Annotated in this window: 9 protein-coding genes; 6 read left to right on the top strand and 3 right to left on the bottom strand. The window is 56.2% G+C overall.

The features are described 5' to 3' along the window. On the bottom strand, positions 1–500 hold a 500-nt coding region (rimP, locus tag ACILQA_RS07605; RefSeq protein ID WP_395629150.1), incomplete at its 3' end, for a ribosome maturation protein RimP. A gap of 186 nt (positions 501–686) precedes the next feature. Between rimP and ACILQA_RS07600 the strand changes: the two genes are divergently transcribed. Beyond that, the gene (locus tag ACILQA_RS07600; RefSeq protein WP_395629149.1) at positions 687–1,820 is read left to right on the top strand and encodes a PQQ-dependent sugar dehydrogenase; all 1,134 of its coding nucleotides are present in this window, start codon (positions 687–689) and stop codon (positions 1,818–1,820) included. Positions 1,821–1,835: 15 nt separating this feature from the next. Here ACILQA_RS07600 and ACILQA_RS07595 read toward each other — a convergent pair whose 3' ends face one another. Further along, positions 1,836–2,693 (bottom strand): DUF1499 domain-containing protein, encoded by an 858-nt coding sequence (locus ACILQA_RS07595; protein ID WP_395629148.1) that lies wholly within the window; start codon positions 2,691–2,693, stop codon positions 1,836–1,838. Positions 2,694–2,867: 174 nt separating this feature from the next. On the opposite strand from ACILQA_RS07595, the gene ACILQA_RS07590 reads away from it, so the two are divergent. Genes ACILQA_RS07590 through ACILQA_RS07575 form a run of 4 tightly spaced genes read left to right on the top strand, consistent with a single transcriptional unit; the run spans position 2,868 to position 5,735 of the window. Further along, entirely contained in the window at positions 2,868–3,347 is a 480-nt protein-coding gene (locus tag ACILQA_RS07590; RefSeq protein WP_395629147.1) for a GNAT family N-acetyltransferase, read from the top strand. Positions 3,348–3,385: 38 nt separating this feature from the next. Continuing rightward, positions 3,386–3,937 carry a DUF1285 domain-containing protein gene (locus tag ACILQA_RS07585; RefSeq protein ID WP_395629146.1) on the top strand — a complete coding sequence of 184 codons (552 nt, stop codon included), beginning with the start codon at positions 3,386–3,388 and terminating at the stop codon, positions 3,935–3,937. Continuing rightward, positions 3,934–4,509 (top strand): CoA pyrophosphatase, encoded by a 576-nt coding sequence (locus ACILQA_RS07580; RefSeq protein WP_395629145.1) that lies wholly within the window; start codon positions 3,934–3,936, stop codon positions 4,507–4,509. The genes ACILQA_RS07585 and ACILQA_RS07580 overlap by 4 nt, the downstream gene beginning before the upstream one ends. Beyond that, the gene (locus ACILQA_RS07575) at positions 4,509–5,735 is read left to right on the top strand and encodes a CCA tRNA nucleotidyltransferase (protein WP_395629151.1); all 1,227 of its coding nucleotides are present in this window, start codon (positions 4,509–4,511) and stop codon (positions 5,733–5,735) included. Before ACILQA_RS07580 ends, ACILQA_RS07575 begins: the two co-directional genes overlap by 1 nt. 190 nt (positions 5,736–5,925) lie before the next feature. Here the strand turns inward: ACILQA_RS07575 and parC are convergent, their stop codons facing one another. After that, positions 5,926–8,253 (bottom strand): DNA topoisomerase IV subunit A, encoded by a 2,328-nt coding sequence (gene parC / locus ACILQA_RS07570; RefSeq protein WP_395629144.1) that lies wholly within the window; start codon positions 8,251–8,253, stop codon positions 5,926–5,928. 211 nt (positions 8,254–8,464) lie between these two features. On the opposite strand from parC, the gene ACILQA_RS07565 reads away from it, so the two are divergent. Continuing rightward, the coding region (locus tag ACILQA_RS07565) for a TonB-dependent receptor plug domain-containing protein (protein WP_395629143.1) at positions 8,465–10,311 on the top strand (1,847 nt) is incomplete at its 3' end.

Genomic DNA, 10,311 nt, shown 5'->3' with positions numbered 1-10,311 from the left:
TTGATGGGGGCAGTCGACGCAATAAGGCGGTCTGTCAAGAGCAGCTTGGCGCTGCCCATATTGGAAAAGGCGAATGTCAGCCGTCCGGATTTGCGGTCATCGACATGAACATTGTCACCGTCGACGCCAACAATATCGCCACGGATATTCTTGCGGCCATCCATTGGCTCTGCCAGCTCAACCTTAACCTCATGGCCTGCCCAGTCGGTAAAATCGGCAAGGCGAGTCAATGGCCGGTCAATACCGGGCGAGCTAACCTCAAGCCTGTACGCTTCGACAATTGGGTCAAGCTCGTCAAATTTGTCCGATATACGGTGCGACAACGCCGCACAGTCATCGATACCAAGCTGCCGCGTATCGGGGCGCTCGGCCATCACCTGCAAGGTTGGCTCGTCGCTGCCCTGCCCGCCGGTTTCAAACCACGCGACACGCACCAGCGCAAAGCCGAGCGCTTCTGCTTCGGGTGCAATCAACGCGGTCAGTGTATTCAGGTCAGGCAAATTCAGTCTTTCTATACGGCATGCAAAGCTTCTGGCTGCCAGCACCTAGTGGCGCTAGCCCTTCCAAGTTCTCACAATGTAAGGATGACAGCCGTATAGCGCCGAACTCTCTTATATGCAAGCCTCTTGCATATACGCCGGTCAGTACCCAACTGCGCTAAGCGGATATTTGAGGAGCACTTATACATGTCGAAATTATCATTCCTAATTGGCGCGTCTTTTTTGGCAGCGGCCTGCCAGCCATCCGTGAGTGATGCAGCACCCACCGATAGTGCATCGCAACCGTTCGATGTCACGGTGATGGCGGACTTTGAAGAGCCTTGGGCGATGACATTCGTTCCCGGCACGCCATATGCGCTGGTGACGGAGAAAAAAGGTAAGCTGAAGCTTTGGAAAAAGGACAGCGCAACTGTCGACGTCACGGGCGTACCCGCAGTAGCCTATGGCGGACAAGGCGGCCTGGGTGATGTCATTCTCCATCCCGACTTTGCGAATAACAAGTTCGTTTATATCAGCTTTGCCGAAGCAGGCGAAGGCGGGTTTGGCGCAGCTGTCGCGCGCGGCAAGCTCGATCTGTCAGGTAACACCCCGGCATTATCCGACGTTCAAATCATTTGGCGTCAGGAACCAAAGGTTTCGGGCCAAGGCCACTTCGGACACCGTTTGGCATTTGGACCCGACGGGATGCTGTACATCAGCAGCGGTGACCGCCAGAAATTCGACCCTGCCCAAGATCTCAACCAAAATCTCGGCAAAATCGTCCGACTAACCGATGGCGGTATGGTACCATCGGACAATCCCTTTTACGACCAAGGGCGCGTGAAATCGCAAATCTGGTCCTATGGCCACCGCAATCCGCTCGGCATCGCCTTTGATGCGCAGGGACGTTTGTGGAATCAGGAAATGGGACCTGCGGGTGGCGACGAGTTGAACCTTGTGAAGAAGGCCGCCAATTATGGCTACCCCACCGTGTCCAACGGCGATCATTATGACGGCCGCAACATCCCCGACCACGCGGCAGGCGATGGTTTTGAAGCACCGAAGCTATTCTGGAACCCGGCGATTTCACCCGGCGGCCTGATGATTTATTCGGGCAATATGTTCAAGGATTGGAAGGGCAGCGCATTTATAGGCGGCCTTGGCGCAAAAGCGTTGGTCCGCGTAAAATTGGACGGCGAGAACGCAACCAAGGCTGACCAATGGAATATGGACGCCCGCATTCGTGAAGTCGAACAGGGTCCAGACGGCGCCATATGGCTGCTTGAGGACGAGCGTGCCGGATCGCAGGGCCGCCTGCTGAAGCTTACGCCAAAGAAGTAAAACGTGCGGCGGCGCTTAAGGCGCCGCCGTTACCGTTCCTGTTAGGTCCGCAAGAAACGCGCGGACGCGCTTCGCATTCATACCCAGATCGCTGACCCCAACCCGGCTGACCGATCGCATATCAACAATGCTGCCCTCGCCGGTTTCTGATGGACGAACGCGCAGCACCACATCGTCCTTAAACTGAAAGAACGCGCTGGTCTCGGTTGCCTCAAAGCGCCCTTCTTCAGGTAACGATATCGCAACATCCCACCCCCGTGCCTTGGCGAGGCGTTCCGCCTTGGCGATAACGATGGGAACCGGTTCATTGCTGCGTACCGAGCGAATATCGCCATAAGCTTTTTGATGCACCAACGCCCAACGTTGCAGCGGCGTGAGGCCCTTCATATCTTTATCATCCGCGCCGGGAACATTGTCGAGATTGTCGGCGCGCAATGCCAAGGTCTGAAATGCCGGCGGGTCTGCCAAATCCGTTGAGACATCGTGGATCGCAGGGACGGTCAACGCCGCCATCAAAAACGTTCCCACCCAGGCAACATATGCAAGCGCAATAACCATACCGACCCATCGACGCGCACGTGGCGGCGGGTTGACAGCGTTACGCACGCGCCAGCCTTGCACTGCGCCAAGCAATAGGGCGCCAAGGCCCAGCAAAAACGCCCCAGCCACGCCCTTTAATCCGGACGTATATTCCCAATAGCCCCAACCGGTTCCAACGGCAGAGACAAGGCCCCAAAAGAGCGCGCCAACGCCAGCGGCTAGGACAATATAGCCCCAATAGTCGATCCTCTTAGGAACAGGCTCTCCGGGTTGCGGGGACGCTGCAGATGCTTGCGCATTCATGGTCTCATGAGGGATATCTTGCTCGTTCACCAAATTGTCTCCTGCACAGCATTTTCTAACGGGCACAGGCTAACCGATGTTCCAGACAAACGCAATTTGCCAAGATTACATAACAGAATCATCGATAATCGATTGGACAAATGCTGGCTGCAATGACAGGGGGCCGCATATGTTTCGTTCATCTTCCCCCTCGTGTGATTAATCATGCACGCAACGGCACTCTCGAACCTTGCCGATGGCGTTGTAGACGCGTTGCTGGATGATGCCTTTGGCCTCGACCGCCATCAACGCACTGCCTATCTGCTGCGTAAGGGCATGTCCGCCATTGGCCATTTGTCGCTCGGCATCTTGGACGGCGACGAGCTTGTCGGAAGCATTCAATGTTGGCCGATACGTGTCGGCGACGCGGCCTTGATATTGGTCGGCCCAGTCGCGGTCGCCAGTCACCGTCAAAATGCGGGCATTGGGACACGGCTCATGCATCTGATGCTCGACGCAATGCAGCCGGACGATGCACCGATGGTGATGATTGGCGACCCTGAATATTACGGGCGATTTGGATTTAGCGCTGAAGGCACATCGGGCTGGACTTTGCCGGGCCCTTGGGAACCACGCCGACTTTTGCTGCGCAACCGGGCAATGCTGGCCTTGCCGGAACATGGCGCACTTGGTCCAGCCGACTAAGCTTTGACGACCGTCCGCTTTAGCCGTATCGCCAGCCTATGCCTTACGAAGCCCCTGATCTTGCGAACCTGAGCCTTTCGGATATTGCCGAGCTTGTGGCGGCACGAAAGCTGCCGCCGGTTGAAAGCTGGACGCCCGGCGCGACGGGCGACAGCGAAATGCGTATCGCTGCCGATGGCAAATGGTATCATCAGGGCGGTGAGATCAAACGCCCCGCAATGGTCCGGGCTTTTTCGAGCTTGTTGTTATGCGACGCCGATGGAAAGCACTGGCTTGTCACGCCACAACAAAAGCTGTCCATTGCGGTCGATGATGCGCCCTTCATTGCGGTTGAGCTGCAAAGCGAAGGCGAAGGAAAAAATCGGACCCTCGCGTTTCGATTGAACAGCGATGATCTGGTCTTCGCAGATGCCGACCACGCCATCGAAATGCGCAATGGCCTGCCCTATCTGCATGTGCGCGGCGGACTTTGGGCAAAGCTTGCACGGCCCGTTTATTACGAACTTGCCAACCTTGCGCTTGCCGAAGACCCCGAAGGCGTCAGCATCTGCAGCAAAGGTGCGCAATTCAGCTTGATGGCGCCTGCATGAGTTGGCGGCACCGCATACATCAGGCGCTAGACCCCGCGCTGGATATCGAGATTGAGGATGAGCGCTACTTGGGTGACACGGTGCAACATCGTGCCGCTGCCGTCCTTATCCCGATAACCGACCGCGCCGAACCGGGCGTTATTCTCACACAACGCCCGACATGGCTGCGCAGCCACGCCGGCCAAGTCGCATTTCCCGGCGGCAAGGTTGACGATACCGACGAAAGTTCGATCTTTGCTGCATTGCGCGAGGCGGAAGAAGAACTGAACATACCGCCTGCCCGCGTCGAGGTGATAGGTGTGGCCGACACTTATTATTCAGGCAGCGGGTACAGCATTGCACCCGTTGTTGGCATCATCCCGCCTGACCTTGAGCTTCAACCCAACCCGCAAGAGGTGGAAGACTGGTTTGAAGTCCCGCTTGCGTTTCTGCTTGATCCTGCCAATTCCATCAAGAAAGAGGCCAACTGGAATGGGCAGCAGCGTAGCTATTACGACATGCAATGGGGCGAACGGCGGATATGGGGCGTAACGGCGGGGATAATCGCCAATCTGGTACGGCGGCTGGCATGATTGCGGCACAGCTTCCTCACGCCGAATGGCAACAGGCCGCGGGCTTACAAAAGGTGCTGGCGCTGCTGGCCGATTCTTATGGTGGCCCCCGATATGTCGGCGGCGCTGTGCGCGACACATTGTTGGGGTTGCCCGTTTCAGACGTTGATATTGCCACCGCATTGTTGCCCGAAACCGTTATGGACCGATTGGAAGCGGGCGGCGTCAAAGCCGTGCCCACGGGGCTGGACCATGGCACAATTACGGCGGTCGTGGACGGCAAGAATTATGAAATCACCACATTACGCCGCGATGTCTCCACCGATGGTCGGCGTGCGACGGTGGCTTTCGCAACCGATTGGCGGGAAGATGCCGCACGGCGGGATTTCACGATCAACGCTCTATATGCTGATCCCCAAACAGGTGAGGTTTTCGATTATTTCGGCGGCTTAACCGATCTTGAAAACGGCTGCCTGCGCTTCATCGGCGACGCGAAGCAGCGGATCGCCGAGGATTTCCTGCGGATATTGCGGTATTTCCGCTTCCTGGCCCGATTTGGCAGCGGTCCGGTGAACGCGGACGCAATCAACGCCTGCGCACAAGGGGCGCATGGTCTGACGGCGCTGTCACGCGAACGCATTGCGCAAGAACTGGCCCGATTGCTGTCGCTCAAAAATCCAGCTGCGTCTGTCGGTCTCATGATCGACAATGGCATTTTCGCGCCATTTCTTCCCGAACTTTGCAGCGATGCGCATGATCGATTGCAGCGGCTTGTGGAACGCGAGCAGTTGCTCAATCAACCGCTCTCGCTCCCTGCCCGGCTGCTCAGCATATTGGTGACGGATCCCGTCGCGGTCGACAAAGTGGCTGCACGGCTGAAGCTGTCAAACAAAATGCGGGAGAATCTCGCCAACCGGTTGAACGCCGGCATGCCGTCGGAAGGCGATATCCGCGCCATCGCTTATCGTTTTGATAATGACACCGCGCGCGATGTCGCCATGTTGTTTGCCGACGACAATGCCCTGCCGCTTTGCCTGGCGCGCTTGGACAATTGGGATAGCCCCATCATGCACATCAAAGGCGGCGATCTAATCAAAATGGGGTTGCCCGCTGGTCCACTCGTCGCAAAAACCTTGCAAGAACTCGAAGCCATCTGGGTTGCCGAGGACTTCCCGAATTCGGATCGCCAGTCCGAATTGGCGCTTCAGCTTGTTGAGGCCGCCATGACAGCGGCCAAAAAGGCATAAGCCGTATCTTCAGGCAAAGGCCGCGCATAATAATAGCCCTGCCCAACGGAACAGCCAAGGCGGCGTCCACCTGCTCTTCAAAACCGATGCGGCTGCAAAATCCGGTCAGGCTATCGCTCAGCGTTACGCGGCGTTAAGCATAGCGATTGTAAAAGATGCTCACCCCGTGCGTGGTTAATTTACATTAAACCTAATCGAAGCGGTTATTCCTTGGAAAACCTTGCGGCGGAAGTCGACCCGCTGCGCCGCGTGCCACGCGCCACAAGGACATATCGTTTTCCGTGCGCATCCGGCCGCTATCGCCGCCCATTGCCCAGCTGAGCCCTTCGCTCATCTTAAAGCAGACGGCATCTGCAAGGCCGCCATCCTTATAACGCTGCAAGGTAACGCCCTGCCCCTTGGCCATTTCGGGAATTTCACTGAGCGGGAAGACCACCAATTTGCGGTTGTCACCCACAACGGCAACATATTGGTCTTTCAACGTCGCCTCGTCCGTTGTCTCCGCCGGAGCAAGGCGAACGACCGAGAGCTTTGCGCCCGGTTTCAACGTAACGACGCCGCGTCCTTTGCGGGTTTCGGCGATAATGTCGCTCATCCGCGCGATAAAGCCCTTGCCCGTTGACGCCGCGAGCAACATGCGCCCGTCTGCCACGGCAGGGAACGCCGCAACGATATCGTTCCCGGTTTCGATGTCGATCATTGTGCCAACAGGTTCACCAAAACCGCGAGCACCGGGGAGCTTATCGGCACCCAAGGTGTAAAAACGGCCATTCGCTGTTGCGATCAGGATCTTGTCTGTCGTCTGCGCATGGAATGCAAAGGCAGGGCCATCGCCTTCCTTAAATTTGAAATCAGCGCGCGCAGATAGGTCCGCATGGCCCTTCATGGCTTTAATCCAGCCACGTTTTGACATGATAACCGTAACGGGTTCGCGTTCGACGAATGCCTCGAGCGAAATCTCGCGTGCTTGCCCTGCTTCTTCCAAGCTTGTGCGGCGGCGGCCAAGTTCGGTATCTTCACCGTAATTTTTGCGCAGCGCAGTCAGGTCTTTTTTCAAACGCGTCTTCTGACGCGCCGGGCTTTCGATCAGCTTCACCAGCTCTTCGCGTTCCGCTTCCAAGCCCTCAAGCTCGCGCCGAAGCTCCATTTCTTCCAATCGGCGGAGCGAACGCAAACGCATGTTGAGAATGGCCTCGGCCTGCCGGTCATTCAGCTGGAACTCGGCCATCATAACCGGCTTTGGTTCATCTTCGTTACGGATGATTTCAATGATGCGATCAAGGTTCAGGAACGCAATGATATAGCCTTGAAGCAGTTCAAGACGGCTATCGATCTTTTCCAGCCGGTGTTGCGATTTGCGCACCAGCACTTCAATTTGGTGCGCCAACCAACGCAGCAGAACCTCGCCCAAGCCCATGACCTTTGGCGTGCGGTCGGCATCGAGCACGTTCATGTTCAACGAGAAGCGCGTTTCAAGGTCCGTAAGGCGGAACAGCGCGTTTTTCAGATCTTCGGGATCGACATTGCGGCTTTTGGGTACAAGCACGATACGAACGCTTTCGTCACTTTCGTCACGAATGTCGTCCAATATGGGCAGCTTTTTATCGGCAATCAGTTGCGCAATTTGCTCGATCAGCTTGCCTTTTTGTACCTGATACGGAATTTCCGACACAACAAGCTGCCACGTGCCGCCGGGCAGTTTTTCCACGCCTGAGGGTTCCCAGCATTTCTCGCTGTCTTGCCAGCCATTTGAAAAACGCGCGCGCACGCGCATAGCACCGCGACCGCTTGCATAGGCTGCACTTATCACCGCAGGACTGTCTACCAGCACGCCGCCCGTTGCAAAATCGGGTCCCTTGACGATTTCCATCAACTGGTCGTGCCGTGCCTGTGGCTCGTCAATGAGGAGCATGGCAGCATCGATAATCTCGGCCGCATTATGCGACGGAATGCTGGTCGCCATGCCGACCGCGATGCCACTTGCACCATTGGCCAGCAAATTGGGGAACAGACCGGGCATAACCTCGGGCTCTTCATCTTCACCATTGTAGGTAGGGCGAAAGTCCGTTGCGTTCTCATCAAGCCCGTTCATGAGCTCAATCGCTGTGCGCGTCAGACGGGCTTCGGTATATCGATACGCCGCCGCATTATCGCCGTCGATATTGCCAAAGTTGCCCTGCCCGTCCACCAGCGGATACCGCAGCGAAAAAGTCTGCGCGAGCCGAACCATTGCGTCATAAACGGATTGGTCGCCATGCGGATGATATTTACCGATAACATCGCCGACAACACGGGCACATTTCTTATATCCGCTCGCTGGATCAAGCTTGAGCAAACGCATTGCCCATAACAGCCGCCGATGCACAGGCTTCAATCCATCGCGTAGATCGGGAAGCGACCGCGCGGTGATCGTTGACATCGCGTAGATCAGATAGCGTTCCGACAAAGCCGCATCAAACGGCGCGTCGACAATCGCGTCAAATGGATCTTCTGCTGGAGCATCTACTATGTCAGACATATCTGCCCCGATAGCGAGCGAACCCGCCGTCGCAAAGCAACGATTTCAGCAATCCACAGCTTAATGCGCTGAGCGCTATATGTTGCGTTGTAATAAAGACACATTTCCGCTGCAAAATTGCAATAAAATACGAGTTTACTGGAATTTGGCGTAACAAAGTGCCAGCCTCATACTCGGAATTAAAAATATACTGACAAACCGGGGAATGATCATGAAAACATATAAGCTAATTTCTGCACTTGCGGTGACGGTCTCATCCACCGCGCTGTTTGTGGCGGCCGCCAATCCGGCGTTTGCACAGCAAGATACACCCGCGCCGGCAGCCGAGGCCGAAGAGGCAACCGGTATAAATGCCATTATCGTGACCGGCACACGCCGGACCGACCGCACCGTTGCAGACAGCACAGTGCCTGTCGATGTCATCTCCGGCGAAGCGCTGCTGAACAGCGGTACAACCGAAACCAACAAGTTGCTGAACCAGTTGGTTCCATCATTCAACTTTCCGCAGCCATCTTTGACCGATGGCACCGACTCGCTTCGTCCGGCGACCTTGCGCGGACTTGCGCCAGACCAAGTGCTCGTGCTCGTCAACGGCAAGCGTCGTCACCAGTCTGCGTTGGTCAACCTCAACGGTTCAGTCGGTCGCGGATCAACCGCGGTTGATTTGAACACCATTCCGCCGCTCGCCATCGAACGCCTCGAAGTTCTTCGTGACGGCGCGGCATCGCAATATGGTTCCGACGCAATTGCAGGCGTGATCAACATTCAGCTGAAAAAGGGCATTGGCGGACGCGCGCAGGCAACGTTCGGCAAATATATTACCGAGATGGAAGATGTCGGTCAGGTTGATACCGTTTCGTTGACCACTGGCCTTTCGGACAACCCCGTCATCACATACACCGGTGAAGACCGCAAACGTCGCGACGGTGACACATACACCTTCGCATCAAACTTTGGTCTACCCTTGGGCGACAACGGTTATGTGAACCTTACGGCGGAATATAAGGACCGTTCACCCACCAACCGTTCGGGCCCAGACATCCGCCGCAATTATTTCAACGCAGGTGATCCGCTCGAAGCGACCTTCAACCGTTATGCGCACCGTTATGGTGACGGCGTGTCGCAGGATCTAAACTTCTTCGTCAACGGCGGCATTGAATTTTCTGACGCAGCAGAATTCTACACCTTCGGCAGCTACGGCATCCGTAAAGGTAATGGCGCTGGTTTCTACCGCCGTTCCGCGGACGTACGCAACCGCGATTGGGCCGCGTCCACGACGACCTTTGTACCCATTTACGCAGATGGCTTCCTTCCCCTGATTGCCAGCGAAATCGTTGACATCTCTGCGGCGGCAGGTCTTCGTGGCGCCATGAGCGGATGGGATTATGACCTATCGGTGGTCTATGGGTCCAACCGTCTGGATTATAACATCGAAAATACGGTCAACACGTCCTTGGGCGGCACCGTAAGTGCGCGGCAATTTGACGCCGGCGGCCTTCGTTCAGGCCAGACGTCGATCAACCTTGATATGCGCCGCGATTTGGACATCGGCATTGGCCAAAGCGTATCGCTTGCCGTCGGTGGCGAATATCGCAACGAAAATTATAAAATCGTCCCAGGTGAGCTTCAAAGCTACGTCAACGGGCCGTTCTCGGCTGCGCCGTTCAATGCCGCCGGTGGTGCACAAGTGTTCCCGGGCTTCCGCCCTGCAAACGCGACGGACGTTTCACGCAATAGCTTTGCTGGTTACATCGAACTCGATGCCGATCTCTCCGATAGCTTGACGATGCAATTGGCGGGACGCTACGAACATTTCAGTGACTTTGGTGATACCATCAATGGTAAAGCCGCAGCACGATATGAAATCGTTGATGGCGTGGCTTTGCGCGGATCAATTTCAACTGGCTTCCGCGCGCCAAGCCTCGCCCAGCAATCATTCGCAACCACATCGACCAACAACGTCGGTGGCGTGCTTATCGAAATCGGGACATTCCCGGTTTCATCGCCTGTGGCCGTTGCGCTGGGTGCACAGCCGCTCACGCCAGAAAAATCGGTTAA

Origin of the sequence: Sphingorhabdus sp. (assembly GCF_044239005.1) — a bacterium.
In the GTDB taxonomy this organism is placed as follows: domain Bacteria; phylum Pseudomonadota; class Alphaproteobacteria; order Sphingomonadales; family Sphingomonadaceae; genus Sphingorhabdus_B.
This window is presented reverse-complemented; position numbering and strand designations above follow the sequence as displayed.

What these genes read in the sequence shown, in the direction of transcription:
- ACILQA_RS07600 (WP_395629149.1), top strand. Translation starts at nt 687, where the DNA reads ATGTCGAAATTATCATTCCTAATTGGCGCGTCTTTTTTGGCAGCGGCC.
- ACILQA_RS07590 (WP_395629147.1), top strand. Translation starts at nt 2,868, where the DNA reads ATGCACGCAACGGCACTCTCGAACCTTGCCGATGGCGTTGTAGACGCG.
- ACILQA_RS07585 (WP_395629146.1), top strand. Translation starts at nt 3,386, where the DNA reads ATGCCTTACGAAGCCCCTGATCTTGCGAACCTGAGCCTTTCGGATATT.
- ACILQA_RS07580 (WP_395629145.1), top strand. Translation starts at nt 3,934, where the DNA reads ATGAGTTGGCGGCACCGCATACATCAGGCGCTAGACCCCGCGCTGGAT.
- parC (WP_395629144.1), bottom strand. Translation starts at nt 8,253, where the DNA reads ATGTCTGACATAGTAGATGCTCCAGCAGAAGATCCATTTGACGCGATT.